We start from the raw sequence: 18715 nt of genomic DNA on the forward strand, positions 1-18715 counted from the left end.
TCAACGCCCTGAGCGGCGTACAACGCGCGGCCGTGCTGCTGCTCTCGCTCGGCGAAGTGGACGCGGCCGAGGTGCTCAAGCACATGGACGCCAAGGAAGTGCAGAAGCTGGGCCTGGCCATGGCGACGATGGGCGCGGTGAGCCGCGAACAGGTCGGCACCGTAATGGACGATTTCGCCTCCGCGCTCGACCGGCAGACTTCGCTCGGCGTCGGCGCCGACGACTACATCCGCGCGGTGCTCGTCTCGGCGCTGGGCGCCGACAAGGCCAGCAGCCTGATCGATCGCATCCTGCTCGGCCGCAACACCACCGGGCTCGATACGCTCAAGTGGATGGACCCGCGGGCGATCGCCGACCTGGTGCGCCACGAGCACCCGCAGATCATCGCCATCGTGCTTTCGCATCTGGACGCCGACCAGGCGGCCGATGCGCTGAAGCTGCTGCCCGAGCGCACCCGCGCCGACGTCTTGCTGCGCATCGCCACGCTCGACGGCATTCCGCCAAACGCGCTCAACGAACTCAACGAGATCATGGAGCGCCAGTTCGCCGGCAACCAGAACCTCAAATCCTCGGCCGTGGGCGGCATCAAGGTCGCGGCCAACATCCTCAACTTCATGGACACCGGTCAGGACCAGAGTCTGCTCGGCGCCATCCGCAAGGTGGACGAAGTGCTGGGCCAGCGCATCCAGGACCTGATGTTCGTATTCGACGACCTGATCGAACTCGACGACCGCGAGCTGCAGGCGGTGCTGCGCGAGGTGTCGGGCGAGCGCCTGGGCATCGCACTGCGCGGCGCCGATCCCAAGGTGCGCGACAAGATCACTCGCAACATGTCGCAGCGCGCAGCCGAAATCCTGCTCGAGGACATGGACGCCCGCGGTCCCGTGCGCCTGTCCGACGTGGAGGCCGCGCAGAAGGAGATCCTGACCCTGGTTCGCCGGCTGGCCGATGAGGGCACGATCGCCCTGGGCGGCGGCACCGCCGAGGAACTGGTATGAGCAACGCAGTGCGCTGGTACGCGCCACCGCTGGAAGACCCGCAACCGGTCGCCCGCGAGGAAACGCCCGAGCAGATCCCGCACCCGCCGTCGCTGGAGGAGATCCAGCAGATCCGCGACGATGCCCAGCGCGAAGGCCATGCCGAGGGCCTGGCCCAGGGGCGCGCCGAGGGACTGGCGCAGGCGCAGGGCGAGATGCGCCGCCTGAGCGCGCAGATCGAAGGCATCCTCGACAATTTCTCGCGCCCGCTGGCGCGGCTGGAAACCGAAGTCGTGGCCGCGCTGGGCGAGCTTGCCGTACGCATCGCCGGCGGGCTGGTGGGACGCGCCTACCAGGCCGATCCGGAACTGCTGGCCGGGCTCGTCGGCGAGGCGGTCGACGCCGCGGGCGGCGCGGCGCGCGAGGTCGAGGTGCGCCTGCATCCCGATGACATCGCTGCACTCACCCCGGTGCTGACCCTGGCCCCTGCGACGCGGCTGGTGGCCGATCCCGCGCTGGCCCGCGGCGACCTGCGCGTGCACGCCGAAACCGTACGCATCGACGGCAGCCTCGACGCCCGCCTGCGCGGCGCGCTCGACACGGTGCTGCGCCGTGCCGGGGCACGCGCATGACCACGCCGGAACTGCCCATCGCCGACCCGGCCGACTGGTTGACCGCGCGCAACCTGCGCCTGGTCACGCGCCTGGATGCGACCGGCCCGGATCCCGCCGCCGGGCGAGGCCTGGTGCGCGAGGGCATCCTGCGCCGCGCGATCGGGCTGACCCTCGAGGCGGTCGGCTGCGAATCGCCGATGGGTGCCACCTGCAAGGTGGAGGTCGATGGCGGCTGGGTCGAAGCCGAGGTCGTCGGTTTCGCCGGCGACCGCACTTCACTGATGCCCAGCGCGGAACTGCACGGCCTGCTGCCGAATGCACGCGTGGTGCCCCTGCACCGGCGCGGCGGGGTCGAGATCGGCGAGGGCCTGCTCGGCCGGGTAATCGATTCCGACGGCGTGCCGCTCGACGGCAAGGGCCCGATCCGTGCCGAGGGCACGGTCGGCATGGCCGGCGTATCGATCAATCCGCTCGCGCGCGAGCCCATCACCCAGCCGCTCGATGTCGGCGTGCGCGCGATCAACGCGCTGCTGCCGATCGGCCGCGGCCAGCGCGTGGGCCTCTTCGCGGGCTCGGGCGTCGGCAAGTCGACCCTGCTGGGCATGATGACCCGCTTCACCGCCGCCGACGTCATCGTCGTGGGCCTGATCGGCGAGCGCGGCCGCGAAGTGCGCGATTTCGTCGAGAGCACGCTCGGCGAGGAAGGCCTGCGCCGAGCGGTCGTGGTCGCCGCGCCCGCCGACCGCCCGCCACTGGCCCGTCTGCATGGCGCCTATCGCGCCACCGCGATCGCCGAATGGTTCCGCGACCAGGGGCTCAATGTGCTGCTGCTGATGGATTCGCTCACCCGCTTTGCCCAGGCGCAGCGCGAGATCGGTCTGTCGGTCGGCGAGCCGCCGACCACCCGCGGCTATCCGCCCTCGGTGTTCGCCAAACTCCCGGCGCTGGTCGAGCGCGCCGGCAACGGCGCCGCCGGACGCGGCTCGATCACCGCGTTCTACACCGTGCTCACCGAGGGCGACGATCCGCAGGATCCGATCGCCGACGCCGCACGCGCGATTCTCGACGGCCACATCCTGCTGTCGCGCCGGATCGCCGATGCCGGCCTGTACCCGGCGATCGACGTCGAATCCTCGGTCAGCCGCGTGGTCACCGAGATCGCCGACGACACCTGGCGCGAGCGCATCCGCGCGCTCAAGCGGCTGGTCTCGGCCTATACCGCCAACCGCGACCTGATCGCGATCGGCGCCTACCAGCGCGGCGCCGATCCTGCGGTCGACGAGGCCTTGGCCCGCTGGCCCGAGATCGTCGAGTTCCTCGGCCAGGACATCGCCCACGCCGCCGATCTGAACCACAGCCGCGAGGCGCTCGAGCGCCTGCTGCATCCCGAGGAAGCCGCCGCATGAAGCAGTCCCGCCGCATCGATCCCCTGCTCGACCGCGCCCAGGAAACCCAGGACGCGGCGGCACGCCTGCTGGCCGAGCGCCAGCGCGTGCTGGCCCAGCACGAGGCGCAGCTGCACGAACTGCGCCGCTACGCGGACGAGTACGGCCAGAGCCAGCTGGCCGCCACCAGCCCCGCGCAACTGGCCAACCGCCGCGCCTTCCTCGACCGGCTGCAATCGGCGGTCGACCAGCAGTCGCGCAACGTCGACAACAGCCGCGAAACCGTCGAGATCGAACGCGGCCGCCTGCTGCTGGCCAGTCGCGACAAACAGGTACTCGAGCAGCTGGCCGCGAGCTATCGCGCCCAGGAGCGCCAGGTCGACGAACGCCGGTCGCAGCGCGAACTCGACGATCTCGGTGCGCGCCGCGTGCGGATTGCCCAGCTTGCGGCCGCCGACGGAGCCGACGCTTGAGCGTCGCGGCCACCTCCGCGCCGGCCGGGCCGCCCACCCCGGTTCCGCGCGGTGGCGCAGCCTCCACGGCGCGTGGCGGCGATCAGCCCGACGCCTTTGCCCGGGCCCTGCAGCGGCGTCAGGCCACCGACGCCGCGCCGTCGGCACCTTCCGACACCACCGGGACCGAGTCCGAGGCGTCATCGTCCGACGCGGCCGAGCCGGACGCGGGAGCGTCCATGCCCGCGGCGTCTGGCGTGGTCGTGCCGGTGGCCGTCGACATCCAGCCGCCCGCGCCGGGCTGGCCCCCGGCAGGCCTTGCCGGGCTGCTCGGGTTTGCCGACGAGGCCGAACCCGTGGCGTCCGGCGGCGCACAAACGGTGCCGCCCCTGCTGGCCGGCGGGCCGCCGGCCGGCGCCAGTGCCGTGACCGCCGCCATGCCCGCGACCGTGGCCCCCATGCTCGCGGCGCAGCCCATCGACGACGCCGCCGTCACCGCGACCGGGCTGCTGCCCGAGCCTTCCGCCATGGCGGAAGGCGGCGAGCCCGCGCCGGTCGCCTTCACGCTTCCGGTGCCGGTTGCGCTGCGCGAACCACCACCGCTGCTGGCGGCGCCGCTGCCGACGCCCGAAGTCGGCGCGGACGACTTCGAAGCCCGGTTCGGCGCCCAGATCGAATGGATGGCCAGCCAGAAGCTCAGCGAGGCGCGCATCCGCGTGACTCCGAACGACCTGGGGCCAGTGGAGGTGCGCCTGCATCTCGACGGCGACCGGATCCGCGCCGACTTCGTCAGCGCCAACGCGGAAACCCGCCAGGCGCTGGAACACGGCCTGCCGCGCCTGCGTGACCTGCTCGGCGAGCACGGCTTCCAGCTGGCCCATGCCGGCGTGGGCGCCGGCGGCAGCGATGCGAGGGGCGGCGCGACCTCGACTGCCGCGCACCCCGGAGACGGATCCGGCACCGGGGCCGCGGAGGCGACGCCGGCAGCCCCACAGCGGCGCAGCCTGGGCCTGCTCGACGCCTACGCCTGAGCCCGCCGACGGCAACAGCGCGTGGTCCCGCCGCCGCTGCGCTCAATCCGCGCCGCACGCAGCTTCCAGGAAAAGCCCCACCCCGCGCCGACGGAAATCCGTCGCCCTGCGCGGCGACCGCGTTGAACCCCCTCGCGGACGGGTTCGAGCGTCCCCTCGCGGGCTCTGCAGCGCAGCGACGGATTCCCGCCACCGCTCCGGCACGCGCTTTGCATACGACACGGTGATCCCCAACCGGTACAGCACCTTGGCCGCCGTCACACCCGCACGCACCGCCTCCCCGTCCCACAAGCGCCGCCTGATCAAGATGGCCCTGGGCATCGTCGTTCTGGCTGGCGCCGCCGGCGGCGGGTGGTACCTGTTCAACCGTACGGCAGAGCCGGCGACCAGGCTGCCCGCCCCGGCCCAGTACCTGCCGATGGCGCCGGCCTTCGTGGTCAATCTCGAAGACACGCCGATGGGACCACGCTACCTGCAGGTGGAAGTACAGCTGGTCACGCGTGACCCGCTGGCGGTCGCCGAGCTGCAGAAGCACGAGCCGGCCCTGCGTGCGCGCCTGCTGATGCTGTTCGCGCAGCAGACCCACGCGGGCGTCGCCACGCGCGCCGGCAAGGAAGCGCTGCAGGCGCAGGCGCTGGCGGAGGTCCAGGCGCTGATGACCGAGGAAACCGGCAAGCCGTCGGCCGAAGCCCTGCTGTTCACCAGCTTCGTGACCCAGTGAGCCCGGGGCGATGAACGACCTGCTTTCCCAGGACGAGATCGACGCGCTGCTGCATGGCGTGGACTCGGGCGCGGTGGACACCGAGCCGGCGCCGGACCCCGGCGTCGCACGCACCTACGACTTCGCCAGCCAGGACCGCATCATCCGCGGCCGCATGCCGACGCTGGAGATGGTCAACGAGCGCTTCGTGCGCCTGTGGCGCATCGGCCTGTTCAACCTGATCCGGCGTTCGGCCGACCTGTCGGTGCGCGGCATCGAACTGGTCAAGTTCGGCGACTACCTGCACCAGCTGTACGTGCCGACCAACCTCAACCTGATCAAGTTCAAGCCGCTGCGCGGCACCGGCCTGGTGGTGTTCGAACCCAAGCTGGTATTCGCGGTGGTCGACAACTTCTTCGGCGGCGACGGCCGCTATCCCACGCGCATCGAGGGCCGCGAGTTCACGCCCACCGAGATGCGCGTGATCCAGCTGATGCTCAAGCAGACCTTCACCGACATGGCCGAGGCCTGGGCGCCGGTGCTGGACGTGGACTGCGAGTACATCAACTCCGAGATCAACCCGCACTTCGCCAACATCGTCACGCCGCGCGAGTACGTGGTGGTCAGCCGCTTCCACGTCGAGCTCGAAGGCGGCGGCGGCGAGATCCACATCACCCTGCCGTACTCGATGCTCGAACCGATCCGCGAACTGCTCGACGCCGGCATCCAGAGCGATCGTGTCGACCGCGACGAAACCTGGAACATCTCGATGCGCGAGCAGCTGATGACCTCCGAAGTCACGGTGTCGAGCGTGCTCGCAAAACGCAGCATCGACCTGCGCCAGCTGACCCGCCTGAAGGTGGGCGACATCCTGCCGATCGACCTGCCAGCCGAAGTACCGGTCTGCGTCGAAGGCGTCCCCGTGTTCACCGGCCGCTTCGGCACCGCCGGTGGCTACAACGTGGTGAAGATCACCGAGACCCATCCGCCGGGCGCCATGCCCGCGCGCCGTACCGAACCCCAGGATCTGTCCGCATGAGTACCCAGGACCACACCTTCCCGCAGGACGCCGCCGCGCCCGCCAAGTTCGATGACCTGCGCGCCGACGGCGTGATGGACGGAACCGACCTCAACCTGGACGTGATCCTCGACGTGCCGGTGGCGCTGTCGCTGGAAGTCGGGCGCACGCGCATGCCGATCCGCAATCTGCTGCAGCTCAACCGCGGCTCGGTGATCGAGCTCGAGCGTGGCGCCGGCGAGCCGCTTGATGTCTACGTCAACGGCACGCTGGTCGCGCATGGCGAGGTGGTGGTGATCAACGACCGCTTCGGCGTGCGCCTGACCGACGTGGTCAGCCCCAGCGAGCGGATCCGGAGACTGCGGTGACGCCATCGCCTGCCCCGGCGGCGACACCGGCTCCGGGCACCGCCCAGCCGACCATCGCCGCCGAGATCGGCCTCGAACCGGACGCGGTCAGCGCTCCGACTTCCGACCACGCGGACGCAGCCGCGGCGCGAGCCGAAGGCGAAGCCGAAGCCGAAGGCGGAACGGACGATGCGATCGCTGAGGCGACCGGTGCCGGAATCGACTTCTCGATGGTGGTCGCGTCGACCACCGCGCCGGCCACGCCCATCGCCACGACCGCCAGCATCGTCCCTGCGCCGAACCCGATCGTCATCGGCGCGCATGCGCCGCAGGGCCCGGGACTGGGTGGTGGGCTGCTTGCGCTGTTGCTGGTGCTGGGGCTGATCGTCGGTCTGGCCTGGCTGCTCAAGCGCTTGCCGGGCGGCGGTTTCCGCCAGGCGGACGGGCTGCGCATCGTCGCCAGCATTCCGCTGGGCACGAAAGAGCGCGCGGCGGTGGTGCAGGTCGGTGGGCAGCAGCTGCTGCTGGGCATCGGCGCCGGCGGTGTGCGCACCCTGCACGTGCTGCCGCAGCCGTTGCCCGAGGCGCCGCCGGCGCAGCTGCCGACGATGAAGAACCTCCCGGATTTCAAGCAAATGCTCGCGCAGCGCCTGCGCAAGGACACCTGACATGCCCCGCCGCACCCGACCGCGCTGGATCGCGCTGGTCACGCTCGTTCTCGGCCTGCTGTTGCCGCTGTGTGCCACGGCCGCCGCCGGCGCCCCGCAGCTCCCCACCCTGCCAGACGTGACCGTCGGCCAGATCGGCAACGCGCCTGTCAGCCTGCCGCTGCAGACCCTGCTGCTGATGACGGCGATCACGCTGATCCCGTCGATGCTGCTGGTGCTGACCGCGTTCACCCGGATCATCGTGGTGCTGGCTTTGCTGCGGCAGGCGATGGGCACCGGCCAGACGCCGTCCAACCAGGTGCTGGTCGGTCTGGCGCTGTTCCTGACCGCGCTGGTCATGACACCGGTCTGGGAAGCGGCCTGGGCCAACGGTTTCGCACCGTATCTCGACGGTCGCATCGATTTCCGCACCGCTTGGGATCTCGGCACCGCCCCGCTGCGTGGCTTCATGCTGGCGCAGGTGCGCGAGACCGACCTGATGACCTTCGCCGGCCTCGCCGGGCACAGCACCTACGCCGGTCCGAACGACGTGCCGTTCCAGGTCCTGGTGGCCTCGTTCGTGACCAGCGAACTCAAGACCGCGTTCGAGATCGGCTTCCTGATCTTCATCCCCTTCATCATCATCGACCTGGTCGTGGCCAGCGTGCTGATGTCGATGGGCATGATGATGCTCTCGCCGATGCTGGTGTCCGCGCCGTTCAAGATCCTGCTGTTCGTGCTGGTCGACGGCTGGGTGCTGACGGTCGGCACGCTCGCCGCCAGTTTCAACTGAAGGCGCGCGCATGTCTCCCGAACTCGCGCTCACCGAGCTTCGCCGCGGCCTCGAGGTGGCGCTGTGGGTCGGTGGCCCACTGCTGGCCACGGTTCTCGTGGTCGGCGTGATCGTCGGCGTCGTGCAGGCGGCGACCCAGATCAACGAGCCGACGATCGCGTTCGTCGCCAAGGCCGCCGCGTTGACCGCCGCGCTGTTCGCACTGGGCGCGCTGCTGCTCGGCTATCTGGTGGACTACACCATCACGCTGTTCCGCAGCATCCCGCACCTGATCGGATAGCGCCGATGCACCGGGGCACCCGCTGATGGATTCCGCCACCCAGATGGCGATCGATGGCCAGCAGGCCTTCGGCATGATCGGCACCCTGCTGTGGACCGCGCTGCGTGTCGGCGCGCTGCTGATGGCGATGCCGCTGATCGGTACGCGCGCCCTGCCCGCTCGGCTGCGCGTGATGGCCGCGCTGGTGCTGAGCCTGGCGCTGGCGCCGCTGTTGCCGACGCCGCCGCCGTGGACCGGCTTCGACGCCGCCACGGTGCTGTCGATCGCCCGCGAACTGGCGGTCGGCGCGGTAATGGGCTTCATGCTGCGGCTGGTTTTCGAGGCCGGTGCACTGGCCGGCGAATTGATTTCCCAGGGCTCGGGCTTGTCGTTCGCACAGATGAGCGATCCGCTGCGCGGCGTGCAGTCGGGCGTTGTGAGCCAGTGGTTCTACCTGGCCTTCGGCCTGCTGTTTTTCGCCGCCAACGGCCATCTGGCGGTGGTGGCCATGCTCGTGCACAGCTACGAGGCGCTGCCCATCGGCACCGCGCTGCCCGACGTGCAGGCCACCCTGCGCATCGCGCCGGAGTTCTTCGCCCTGGTGCTGCGCGGCGGCGTGACCCTGGCGCTGCCGGTGATGGTGGCACTGCTGGCGGTGAACCTGGCTTTCGGTGTGCTCGCGCGCGCCGCGCCCGCGCTCAATCCGATCCAGCTGGGCCTGCCGATCTCGGTGCTGATCGGCCTGTTCCTGCTCGCGATGCTGGCCGGCGAACTGGGCCCGCCGGTGCAACGCCTCTTCGACAGCGCCTTCGACGCCGCAGGGCGCGTGCCGCTCGGCGGCCCGTGAGCTGACGGGCGACCGCCGCCCGCGCGCGTGCAGGCGCGCTGCCTTCATAGCGGCGACGGCCTGCGGGCACGGCGCTTGCAAAGGCAACGTCGACTCCCCGCGCATGCAGGCCCATGGCCGAGAACGAAAACGGTCAGGAGAAGACCGAACTTCCCAGCGAGAAACGGCTGCGCGACGCCCGCGAGAAGGGCGACGTGCCGCGCTCGCGCGAGCTGGCCACCGTGGCGGTGTTCGGCGCGGGCGTGGCGTCGCTGCTGGCGATGGGCGGCGGCGTCACGGCGCGGGCAAAGGACTGGATGCGCGGCGCCATGAGCCCCGACCTCGGCCTGCTCGATAACCCCCAGCACCTGTTCGGCCACTTCGGCGAACTGCTGCTGGGCCTGCTGTTGATCCTGGCCCCCTTGATCATCGCCACCCTGGCGGCCTGCTTCGTCGCGCCCGCGGTCATGGGCGGTTTCAATTTCGCGACCAAGGGGCTGGTGCCGGATCTCAAGAAGCTCGATCCGCTGGCCGGACTCAAGCGCATCTACGGCCCGGAAGGTCTGGCGGAACTGCTGAAGTCGCTGCTGCGCGTGCTGCTGGTCGGCGGCGCCGCGACGCTGTTCCTGTGGCCGGCCATGCCGCGGTTGCGCGCGATGCTGCATGAACCGCTGGAACGGGCCGCGGCTGGCGGGCTGACGTTCGCCCTCTGGATGCTGATGGCGACCGCGGCGGCGCTGCTGCTGCTGGCCCTTGCCGACGCGCCCTACCAGAAGTGGAACTGGCGCCGGAAGCTGATGATGACGCGCCAGGAACTGCGCGAGGAAATGAAGGAAAGCGAGGGCCGACCGGAGGTCAAGGGCCGCATCCGCCAGCTTCAGCACGAGATGTCGCAGCGCCGGATGATGGAAGACATCCCGACCGCCGACGTGATCGTGGTCAATCCCACCCACTACGCCGTGGCGCTCAAGTACGAGGGCGGTGCAATGCGCGCGCCGCGCGTGGTGGCCAAGGGCATCGACGAAATGGCGCTGCGCATCCGCGAGGTGGGCAGGCAGCACCGGGTCGCCCTGGTCGAGGCGCCGCCACTGGCACGCGTCTTGTATCGGGAGGCGGAGATCGGTCAGGAAATCCCCGTGAAACTCTACGCAGCCGTCGCCCAGGTGCTGTCCTACGTCTACCAGTTGCGCGACTGGCGGGCGGGCACGCCGCAGCCGCAGCTGGCGGATCTGGGTGTGGTCGAGGGTGACACCGGCGGAGCCGGCGCGTGAGCGCGGTGATGACCCCGGGCCCGCGCCGCGTCTTCGAGATGCTGCGCAACGGTCTCGGTGCACCGATGCTGGTACTGGCGCTGCTGGCGATGGTGGTGGTGCCGCTGCCGCCGATGATCCTGGACGTCCTTTTCAGCTTCAACATCGCGATGTCGCTGGTGGTGCTGCTGGCGGTGATCTACGTCCAGCGCCCGCTCGACTTCAGCATCTTTCCCATCGTGCTGTTGATCACCACGATGCTGCGCCTGGCGCTCAATGTGGCGTCCACGCGCGTGATCCTGCTCAAGGGCCAGGAAGGTCCGGGCGCGGCCGGCAAGGTCATCGAGTCCTTCGGCGAATTCGTGGTCGGTGGGAACTTCGCGGTCGGCATCGTCGCGTTCGCGATCCTGACCATCATCAACTTCGTGGTGATCACCAAGGGCGCGGGGCGCGTGTCGGAAGTCACCGCACGCTTCATTCTCGACGCGATGCCCGGCAAGCAGATGGCGATCGACGCCGACCTCAATGCCGGACTGCTGACCCGCGACGAGGCCAAGGCCCGGCGCGAGGAAGTGCGGCAGGAAGCCGATTTCTACGGCGCGATGGACGGCGCCAACAAGTTCATCCGCGGCGACGCGATCGCCGGCATCCTGATCCTGTTCGTCACGATCATCGGCGGCCTGGCGATCGGCGTGATGCAGCATGGCCTGCCGGTCGGCGAGGCAGCGAAGATCTACACCCTGCTGTCGATCGGCGATGGCCTGGTTTCGCAGATTCCCGCGCTGCTGGTGTCGTCCGCGGTGGCCCTGCTGGTCACCCGCGCCTCGCGCAAGCAGGACATGGGCGTCGCGATGAGCGGCCAGGTGCTCGGCCAGCACAAGGCGCTGACGATCGCCGCCAGCATCCTGCTGCTGGTCGGACTGGTGCCGGGCATGCCCAACCTCGCCTTCCTCAGCCTGGCGGCGGTGGTCGGCTACGGCGCCTGGGTGATGCGCAAGCGCGCCCTCGAGGCCGAACGCGCCGGCGTCGACCCCGAGGTCGCGGCGCTGCCTTCGCCCGAACAGGTCGCCAACGCCGAGCTCGGCTGGGACGACCTGCGCCCGGTCGATCCGCTGGGCCTGGAAGTCGGCTACCGGCTGATTCCGCTCGTCGACAAAGCCCAGGGCGGCGAACTGATGGCGCGGATCAAGGCCGTGCGCCGCAAGCTCACCCAGGACATCGGCTTCCTGATCCCGCCGGTGCACATCCGCGACAACCTGGAGCTTGCGCCCACCGCCTACCGCCTGCTGGTCCACGGCGTGCCGGTGGCGACTGCCGAGGTCCACCCCGACCGGCTGCTGGCGCTGGATCCGGGCGGCGCCCTGCACCCTATCGACGGCATTCCGGGCAAGGACCCGGCCTTCGGCCTGGATGCGCTGTGGATCCTGCCCGTGCAGCGGGCGAACGCCGAGGCCGCGGGCTACACCGTGGTCGACCCGGCCACGGTGGTCGCGACCCATCTGTCGCACCTGGTGCGCGAGCAGGCGCCGGAACTGCTGGGCCACGAGGAAGTGCAGCAACTGCTGGCCACCCTCGCCCGCGCCGCGCCCAAGCTCGCCGAGGACCTCACGCCCAAGGCCCTGCCGCTGGCGGTCGTGGTGCGCGTGCTGCAGAACCTGCTGATCGAGCGCATTCCGGTGCGCCAGCTGCGTCGCATCGCCGAAGCCCTGGTCGAACATGCCGCGCATACCCAGGATCCGGGCCAGCTCACCGCAGTGGTGCGTACCGCGCTGGGCCGCTTCATCGTCCAGGAGATCGCCGGCCCCGCGGAGGAGCTGCCGGTCTACACGCTGGCGCCGAATCTGGAACGCGTCTTGCAGGACTCCGCGCAGGGCGGCGGCGCGGCACTGGAACCGGGCCTGGCGGAACGCCTGCAGCAGAGCCTGGCCACGTGCGCCGGGCAGCAGGAAGCCAGGAACGAGCCGGCGGTGGTGCTGGTGCCCGGCCAGGTGCGCGCCGCACTGGCGCGCCTGGTCCGCCACAGCGTGCCCGGCCTGTCGGTGCTGTCCTACAACGAAGTCCCTGAAGACAAGCGCCTGAAATTGCTGGGCACGATCAATTGAGCCGGGTGCGGCGAACCGGAACCGGGATCGGTGAAAGCGGATCCAGCGACTGCGGAGACAAAGCGATGACATCGAGCACGAAGACATGCGGAACGCGGGTGGCGACAGTCGCCGCGGTTCCGAATCCCGACGCCAACATGCCGAACCCACGCCCATGAAGATCCGCCGTTTCGTCGCCGAAGACATGCGCAGCGCCCTGCAGATGGTGCGGCAGGCCCACGGGCCCGATGCCGTGATCCTGTCCAACCGGCGTACCGACGAAGGCGTCGAGATCGTCGCGGCCAGCAACTACGACGAAGGCTATGTGCGGGCGATCGCGGAGGCGCAGCGAGAGGCGCCGGCGGTCGCTACGCCAGCGCCTGCGGCCGCGCAGGCCAGCCCCGGCGCACGCGATGCCGAGCCGGCCCTGGCGCCGTCCGAACGCTGGCTGCGCGACCTCGCGGCGCCCGGTGCCCCGCCTGCCGCGCAGACAAGCGCCGCGCCGCCCGCCGAAATGAAAACGACGATGCAGCCGCCAGCGCCGCCGCCGGCAGCATCGGCCCCGGTGCCGGCTGCATTCGCTGTACCTGCAGAGCCGGCCCGCTTCGACCTCGACGGCCCGACCTTCGCCGAGCTGCTGGCCGCCGGCCATCGCGACGGGACACCGGCACATGCGCTCGCGCCGCGCCTGCCGACGCCACCACCACCGCCCGTTCATGCACCGGCGGACGAAGACGACAGGATTCCGTCGCCAGCCCCCGCACGTGCAGCGCTGACGGCGGTTGCACCCCTGCCGGCGCCGTCCAGCGACGGGGAACTGGCGCGGATGCGCGATGAGCTGGCGCAGATGCGCATGATGATCGAGCGCGAAATGGCGCGGCTCACCGACGAGCGGCTGCGCGGTTCGCCGGCGCGCGCCCAGGCAATGGAACTGATGGACGATTACGGCTTCGACGCCGGCATCACCCGCGACACCGTCCTGCAGATCCCGGCCGATACACCGGCCGCGCGCGTACGTGGGCTGATGCTGGCGCTGCTGTCCAAGCGCCTGCCGATCTGCCCGGTGGATCCGCTGACCGAAGCGGGCGTGATCGCCCTGGTCGGCCCCACCGGTGCGGGCAAGACCACGACCATCGCCAAGCTCGCGGCGCTCTACGCCGCCCAGCACCAGCCGCGCGACATCGCCCTGGTGACCACCGACACCTCGCGCATCGGTGGCCGCGAGCAGCTGCACAGCTACGGCCGCCAGCTCGGCATCGCCGTGCACGAAGCCGACAGCGAGACCGGGCTGGTCACGCTGCTGCAGAAACTGCAGGACTACCGGCTGGTGCTGGTCGACACCGCGGGCCTGAGCCAGCGCGACCGCGCCCTGGCCGGCCAGCTCAACTGGCTGCGCGCCGCGCGCAACGTGCGCACCCTGCTGGTGCTGCCCGCCAATACCCATTTCGCCGACCTCGACGAGGTGGTGCGCCGCTTCGACAGCGTGCGCCCGCAGGGCGTGGTGCTCACCAAGCTCGACGAGACCGGTCGCCTCGGCAGTGCCCTGTCGGTTGCCGTCGATCACCAGTTGCCGCTGACCTGGGTGACCGACGGCCAGCGCATTCCCGACGACCTGCACCGGGCCAACGCGGCCCATCTGGTCCTCCGCCTTGAAGATCTGCGCCGAGATGCCGATAAGCCGATTGCCCCGGAACACACCCATGCCGTCGCCTGAGCTGCTGCCGATGTCGTCCCCGCCCTTCCAGCCCGTCCGCACCCTCGCCGTCACCGGCGGCAAGGGCGGCGTGGGCAAGACCAACGTGTCGGCGAATCTGGCCGTGGCGCTGTCGGGCATGGGCCAGCGCACCCTGCTGCTGGACGCCGATCTGGGCCTGGCCAACGTCGACGTGCTGCTCGGGCTTTCGCCAAAGCACACGCTGGCCGACCTGGTCGCGGGTCGCTGCGAACTCGACGAGATCATCCTTGAAGGCCCGAACGGGGTACTGGTCGTACCGGCCGCGTCCGGCCGACGCCACATGGCCGAGCTGCGCCCGGCCGAACACGCCGGCCTGGTCAATGTCTTCAACGACCTGCAGCGCGATCTCGACCTGTTGGTGGTCGATACCGCCGCCGGCATCACCGATTCGGTGCTCACCTTCTGCCAGGCCGCGCAGGACGCCCTGGTCGTCGTCTGCGACGAGCCCGCCTCGATCACCGATGCGTACGCATTGATCAAGGTGCTGGCGCGCGAGCGCGGCGTGGATCGCGTGCAGGTCGTCGCCAACATGGTCCGTAGTCCGCAGGAGGGGCGCAACCTGCATGACAAGCTCTCGCGCGTCTGCGAGCGCTTCATCGGCGACGTGTCGCTGAACTATCTCGGCGCGGTTCCGCAGTGCGACTGGCTGCGCATGGCCGTGCAGCGCCAGCAAGCCGTGGTCGCCGCCTACCCGGGCAGTCCGTCGGCGCGGGCACTGATGGAGATCGCCCAGCGCATCTCGCGCTGGCAGGCACCCACCGCGCCGCGCGGCCATGTCGAGTTCTTCGTCGAGCGCATGCTGCGCCAGGGGGCTGTCGCATGAGCCTCGCCGCGCGCCAGCACTACCAGGCGGTGCAACGCAGCGTGGCCGCAGAGGTCGATCCGCTTGTCCAGCACGCCGAACTGGTGCGCCGCATCGCCCACCATCTCGCCGCGCGACTGCCGGCCAGCGTGGAGATCGACGACCTCGTGCAGGCCGGCATGATCGGCCTGCTGGAAGCCTCGCGCAGCTACGACGCCGAACAGGGCGCGTCCTTCGAGACCTATGCCTCGATCCGCATCCGCGGCTCGATGATCGACGAGATCCGCCGCGGCGACTGGGTACCGCGTTCGGTACACCGGCGGGCCCGCGAAGCCGCTTCGGCGATCCGCCAGATCGAGCAGAGCACCGGCCGACCGGCGAGTGCGCAGGACGTCGCGGCCAAGCTCGAAATGCCGCTCGACGACTACCAGCGCCTGCTCGAGGATGCGGCCCGCGGCCAGGTCCTGAGCCTGGACTCGCACATCGAGGACCACGGCGAGGTCGAGCCCGCGAATCGCGGCGGCGGTCCCACGCCCCAGGAGAATCTGGTGCGCGACGAGTTCGGCCGCGAGCTGATGACCGCGATCGGACACCTGCCCGAACGCGAGCAGCTGGTGCTGTCGCTGTACTACGAGCAGGAACTCAACCTGAAAGAGATCGGCGCCGTCCTCGGCGTCAGCGAGTCGCGCGTCTGCCAGATCCATGGCCAGGCGATGCTGCGGCTGCGTGGCCGTCTCACCGCCTTCCAACTCGCCGACACCGGATACGGTGCCGACGACTGATGTCACGCTCACACTGGAGTCCGTTTTGAACAAGAACATCCGCATCCTGGTCGTCGACGATTTCTCGACGATGCGCCGGATCGTCAAGAACCTGCTGTCCGATCTGGGCTTCAACAACACCGTCGAGGCGGAGGACGGCAACAGTGCGATGGCCGTGCTGCGTCAGGACGCGGTGGAGCTGGTGATCACCGACTGGAACATGCCCGGCATGACCGGCATCGAACTGCTGCGCGAGATCCGCGCCGACGCCAGGTTCCGCACCCTGCCGGTACTGATGGTGACCGCCGAGGCCAAGCGCGAGCAGATCATCGAAGCGGCGCAGACCGGCGTGAACGGCTACATCATCAAGCCGTTCACCGCGCAGACGCTGGAAGAGAAGCTCGGCAAGATCTTCGAGCGCCTGGGCACCGCTGCATGAGCACCACCGACATCGAGCGCGCCCGCCTCGCAAGTCTGCTGCACGACGCGCTCGAGGCGCTCGAGCGTGACGACGAAGCCGGCTGGCGCGAGCACGTCAATGCGCTGGCGAACGCCCGCGCACGCACGCTGGTCACCGGCCTGGGCCGGCTGGCGCGCGAGCTGTCGCAGGCCCTCGACACCCTGCCGGCCGCGCCCGGCGAAGCCGGCCCTGGGCTCGACGACGCCTGCGCGCGTCTCGACCACGTGGTCGAGATGACCGAGCAGGCGACCCATCGCACGCTCGATCTCATCGACGACAGCCGCGCCCTGGTAGCCCGACTCAAGGAAGGCCCGCTCGACGACACCCAGACCGGCACGATCGAATCGCTGCGCGAGAACCTGCGAGAGATGGCGCTGGCGCAGAGCCACCAGGATCTCGGCGGCCAGATCATCCGTCGCGTGGCCGGCATCGTGCGCGGCGTGCACGAGGGATTCGGTGCACTGGGCCTGCCGCCCCGCGACGACGACGCGCGTGGCAACGGCCCGGCCGTTTCCGGCCTGGACCGCAACACCGTCGGTCAGAGCGATGCCGACGACCTGCTGTCGAACCTGGGACTCTGAGCCGTGCAGGCCCCCGACATCGTCGCCGACTTCGTGCTCGAGGCACGCGAACTGCTGGACGATCTCGGCGGCCAGCTGGTAGGCCTGGAGCAGACGCCCGACGATCGCGAGCGCCTCAATGCGGTGTTCAGGGCGTTCCACACGCTCAAGGGCGGCGCCGGCTTCCTCGGCGCGGCGCCGCTGGTGCAGCTGTGCCATGCCGCGGAGGAAACCCTGGGCATGGTGCGCGCCGGCCAGGCCGCGCTGCTGCCGCGTCATTTCGACGCCGCGCAGCAGTCGCTCGACTGGCTGCAGGCGATGGTCGATGCCATCGAACATGAGGACACGGTGCCGAGCGCGCCGGATGCGCTGATCGCCGGCTTTGCGCCCTACGACGCGCCGGTGGCCACGCCAACGCGCGCCGCGCCGCCTGCCCCGGGAGTCGCCGCGCCCGGGGCCGCGATGATCTCCGACGACGAGTTCGAGGCGCTGCTCGACCAGTTGCACGGCGCCAGTGCGCCGGGACTGCAGGCGCCCCCCGCCGGCGCCGCGGAACCGATCGGCGACGACGAATTCGAGGCGCTGCTCGACCAGCTTCACGGCAACGCCGCCCCAGGCGCCACGACGTCGGGCACCGGGCCAGGGCGTCCAACGGCGCCTGCCGGGACGATCGGCGATGACGAGTTCGAAGCGCTGCTCGACCAGCTGCATGGCGGCGCGCCTCCGGGAGCGACGCGGCCCGCCGGCGCGCCTGCTGCCCCTGCCGCCGCAGCTGCCGTGGCCGCGCCACCGCCGCGACGCGCTTCGCCCTCGTCGGCGGCGGGCGCGACCGGGGCCGCATCGCCTGCCGCCGAGCGCGAGCAGACCGTGCGTGTGGACACCAGGCGCCTGGACGTGATCGTCGATCTGGTCGGCGAGCTGGTGCTGGCACGCAACCGGCTCAAGACCCTGCGCGCGCGCCTGCGCGACGAGGATCTCGACCGCGCGGTGACCACGCTCGACAACGCCACCGCCCGCCTGCAGGGGGCGGTCATGCGTACGCGCATGCAGCCTGTCGGCAAGGTGTTCTCGCGCTTTCCCAAGCTCGCCCGCGACGTCGCCCGCGCGCTCGACAAGGAGGTGGAGCTGGAGCTCGTCGGCGCCGAAACCGAACTCGACCGCAACCTCGTCGAGGCACTGGCCGATCCGCTGATCCATCTGGTGCGCAACGCCATCGACCACGGCATCGAGATGCCGGCGTTGCGCGAAGCCACCGGCAAGCCGCGACTCGGGCACGTTCGCCTGAGCGCGCAGCAGCAGGGCGACTATGTCGGCATCGAGATCCAGGACGACGGCGCCGGAATCGATCCCGAGCGTCTGCGCTCCAAGGCGCGCGACAAGGGGCTGATCGACGCCGAATCGGCCGCCCGGCTCAGCGCCGAGGAGTGCCTCAACCTGATCTTCATGGCCGGTTTTTCCACCCGCGACGAAGTCAGCGACATTTCCGGCCGCGGCGTCGGCATGGACGTGGTGCAATCGCGCATCCGCGAACTCGGCGGACAGATCCAGGTGACCTCCGAACTCGGTCGCGGCAGCCGCTTTTCGCTGCGCGTGCCGCTGACCCTGGCGATCCTGCCGACGCTGCTGGTGCATGCCGCGGGCGACGCCTACGCGCTGCCGCTGGCGCGCGTGCAGGAAGTGTTGCACGCGCCGTCGCGCACGGTGAACTGGTTCGACGGGCGCGCCGCGCTCGACCGCCGCTCGCACACGCTCTCGCTGCTGGACCTGCGCCACTGGCTGGGCCGGCCCGTGGAGGACGCGGCGCTGCTGACGATCGTCGTCCTGCAACGCGGCGACAGCCGCTTCGGCCTGGTCGTCGACGAAGTGCGTGGGCGCGAGGAGGTGGTGATCAAGCCGCTGCCCAGGGCGCTGCGCGGACTGCCCGGTTATGCCGGCGCCACGCTGATCGGTGACGGGCGGCTGGCGCTGATTCTCGACGTCGACGCGCTGCGCCTGCGCTGAAGCCGGCGCCGCCCGT

At 70.4% G+C, this 18715-nt stretch carries 20 protein-coding genes; all 20 read left to right on the forward strand.

Annotated elements, in window-relative coordinates:
- Positions 1-8: 8 nt before the first annotated feature.
- Positions 9-998, forward strand: a complete 990-nt coding sequence (fliG, locus tag EGK76_RS05935; protein WP_096300514.1) for a flagellar motor switch protein FliG — start codon at positions 9-11, stop codon at positions 996-998.
- On the forward strand, positions 995-1609 hold the full coding sequence (locus EGK76_RS05940) for a FliH/SctL family protein (RefSeq protein ID WP_123831956.1): 615 nt from the start codon (positions 995-997) through the stop codon (positions 1607-1609). The genes fliG and EGK76_RS05940 overlap by 4 nt, the downstream gene beginning before the upstream one ends.
- A complete protein-coding gene (locus EGK76_RS05945; protein ID WP_123831957.1) occupies positions 1606-2997 on the forward strand; it encodes a FliI/YscN family ATPase in 1392 nt (463 codons plus the stop codon). The genes EGK76_RS05940 and EGK76_RS05945 overlap by 4 nt, the downstream gene beginning before the upstream one ends.
- The gene (gene fliJ / locus EGK76_RS05950) at positions 2994-3449 is read left to right on the forward strand and encodes a flagellar export protein FliJ (RefSeq protein WP_096298312.1); all 456 of its coding nucleotides are present in this window, start codon (positions 2994-2996) and stop codon (positions 3447-3449) included. Before EGK76_RS05945 ends, fliJ begins: the two co-directional genes overlap by 4 nt.
- 218 nt (positions 3450-3667) lie before the next feature.
- On the forward strand, positions 3668-4459 hold the full coding sequence (locus EGK76_RS05955) for a flagellar hook-length control protein FliK (protein ID WP_123831958.1): 792 nt from the start codon (positions 3668-3670) through the stop codon (positions 4457-4459).
- 247 nt (positions 4460-4706) lie between these two features.
- Positions 4707-5180 (forward strand): flagellar basal body-associated FliL family protein, encoded by a 474-nt coding sequence (locus EGK76_RS05960; RefSeq protein WP_233580174.1) that lies wholly within the window; start codon positions 4707-4709, stop codon positions 5178-5180.
- 10 nt (positions 5181-5190) lie between these two features.
- The gene (gene fliM, locus EGK76_RS05965; RefSeq protein ID WP_123831959.1) at positions 5191-6198 is read left to right on the forward strand and encodes a flagellar motor switch protein FliM; all 1008 of its coding nucleotides are present in this window, start codon (positions 5191-5193) and stop codon (positions 6196-6198) included.
- A complete protein-coding gene (gene fliN / locus EGK76_RS05970) occupies positions 6195-6545 on the forward strand; it encodes a flagellar motor switch protein FliN (protein WP_123831960.1) in 351 nt (116 codons plus the stop codon). Before fliM ends, fliN begins: the two co-directional genes overlap by 4 nt.
- A 209-nt stretch (positions 6546-6754) precedes the next feature.
- Complete coding sequence (gene fliO / locus EGK76_RS05975) at positions 6755-7192, forward strand: flagellar biosynthetic protein FliO (RefSeq protein WP_123832081.1); 438 nt, start codon at positions 6755-6757, stop codon at positions 7190-7192.
- Position 7193: 1 nt separating this feature from the next.
- Positions 7194-7964, forward strand: a complete 771-nt coding sequence (gene fliP, locus EGK76_RS05980; RefSeq protein ID WP_096298306.1) for a flagellar type III secretion system pore protein FliP — start codon at positions 7194-7196, stop codon at positions 7962-7964.
- A gap of 10 nt (positions 7965-7974) precedes the next feature.
- Positions 7975-8244, forward strand: a complete 270-nt coding sequence (locus tag EGK76_RS05985; RefSeq protein ID WP_096298304.1) for a flagellar biosynthetic protein FliQ — start codon at positions 7975-7977, stop codon at positions 8242-8244.
- A 25-nt stretch (positions 8245-8269) separates the two neighbouring features.
- Entirely contained in the window at positions 8270-9070 is an 801-nt protein-coding gene (gene fliR / locus EGK76_RS05990; RefSeq protein WP_096298302.1) for a flagellar biosynthetic protein FliR, read from the forward strand.
- Positions 9071-9183: 113 nt separating this feature from the next.
- Positions 9184-10320 (forward strand): flagellar biosynthesis protein FlhB, encoded by a 1137-nt coding sequence (gene flhB / locus EGK76_RS05995; protein ID WP_096298300.1) that lies wholly within the window; start codon positions 9184-9186, stop codon positions 10318-10320.
- An 8-nt stretch (positions 10321-10328) separates the two neighbouring features.
- Entirely contained in the window at positions 10329-12401 is a 2073-nt protein-coding gene (gene flhA / locus EGK76_RS06000; RefSeq protein ID WP_123832082.1) for a flagellar biosynthesis protein FlhA, read from the forward strand.
- Positions 12402-12555: 154 nt separating this feature from the next.
- Positions 12556-14094 carry a flagellar biosynthesis protein FlhF gene (gene flhF, locus EGK76_RS06005; protein WP_123831961.1) on the forward strand — a complete coding sequence of 513 codons (1539 nt, stop codon included), beginning with the start codon at positions 12556-12558 and terminating at the stop codon, positions 14092-14094.
- Positions 14081-14938 (forward strand): P-loop NTPase, encoded by an 858-nt coding sequence (locus EGK76_RS06010; RefSeq protein ID WP_123831962.1) that lies wholly within the window; start codon positions 14081-14083, stop codon positions 14936-14938. The genes flhF and EGK76_RS06010 overlap by 14 nt, the downstream gene beginning before the upstream one ends.
- Positions 14935-15699 carry an RNA polymerase sigma factor FliA gene (locus tag EGK76_RS06015; protein WP_123831963.1) on the forward strand — a complete coding sequence of 255 codons (765 nt, stop codon included), beginning with the start codon at positions 14935-14937 and terminating at the stop codon, positions 15697-15699. The genes EGK76_RS06010 and EGK76_RS06015 overlap by 4 nt, the downstream gene beginning before the upstream one ends.
- A 25-nt stretch (positions 15700-15724) precedes the next feature.
- Positions 15725-16117 (forward strand): chemotaxis response regulator CheY, encoded by a 393-nt coding sequence (cheY, locus tag EGK76_RS06020; RefSeq protein WP_179948165.1) that lies wholly within the window; start codon positions 15725-15727, stop codon positions 16115-16117.
- Positions 16114-16719 (forward strand): protein phosphatase CheZ, encoded by a 606-nt coding sequence (locus tag EGK76_RS06025; RefSeq protein WP_096298292.1) that lies wholly within the window; start codon positions 16114-16116, stop codon positions 16717-16719. Before cheY ends, EGK76_RS06025 begins: the two co-directional genes overlap by 4 nt.
- Before the next feature lie 3 nt (positions 16720-16722).
- Positions 16723-18699 carry a chemotaxis protein CheA gene (locus tag EGK76_RS06030; RefSeq protein WP_123831964.1) on the forward strand — a complete coding sequence of 659 codons (1977 nt, stop codon included), beginning with the start codon at positions 16723-16725 and terminating at the stop codon, positions 18697-18699.
- Positions 18700-18715 lie beyond the last annotated feature (16 nt).

Source organism: Luteimonas sp. 100069 (assembly GCF_003813845.1).
GTDB classification, from domain to species: Bacteria; Pseudomonadota; Gammaproteobacteria; order Xanthomonadales; family Xanthomonadaceae; genus Luteimonas; species Luteimonas chenhongjianii.